This is a genomic window from Christiangramia aquimixticola (assembly GCF_048285835.1).
Classification (GTDB): domain Bacteria; phylum Bacteroidota; class Bacteroidia; order Flavobacteriales; family Flavobacteriaceae; genus Christiangramia; species Christiangramia aquimixticola.
In genome coordinates, this window is sequence record NZ_JBLVTL010000266.1 from 1 (window position 1) to 290 (window position 290).

The 290-nt window shown below is 46.2% G+C and carries 1 protein-coding gene; it reads right to left on the reverse strand.

All coding sequences use genetic code 11. The features are described from left to right. On the reverse strand, nucleotides 1–217 hold a 217-nt coding region (locus ACNKXV_RS14430), incomplete at its 3' end, for an FAD-dependent oxidoreductase (RefSeq protein WP_417908402.1). Between the last annotated feature and the right edge of the window lie 73 nt (nucleotides 218–290).

The window sequence follows — 290 nt, forward strand, 5'->3', positions numbered from 1 at the left end:
TTTTAGAAGAAAACATCCAAGCAATGCCCTTGCTGATCATTCCCGGTGCGGCCAAGGGAATGATGTGGCTTGGTGTAATCATACCTGCGTTGCCGGTGGAGCAGTTGTCCTGCATGTCGGTCTGATCGATGACCTCGACTGCTATGCCTTCTTTAGTGAGAAAATAGGCGGTAAACAAACCGACGATTCCGCCGCCGATGATAAGGGTTGGTTTCATATTGTAAATCTCAAGGTCAATCAGGGATTGCTACGTATTCGTCTTGAATTTAGGAAAGAAAGCTGTTTTCAAC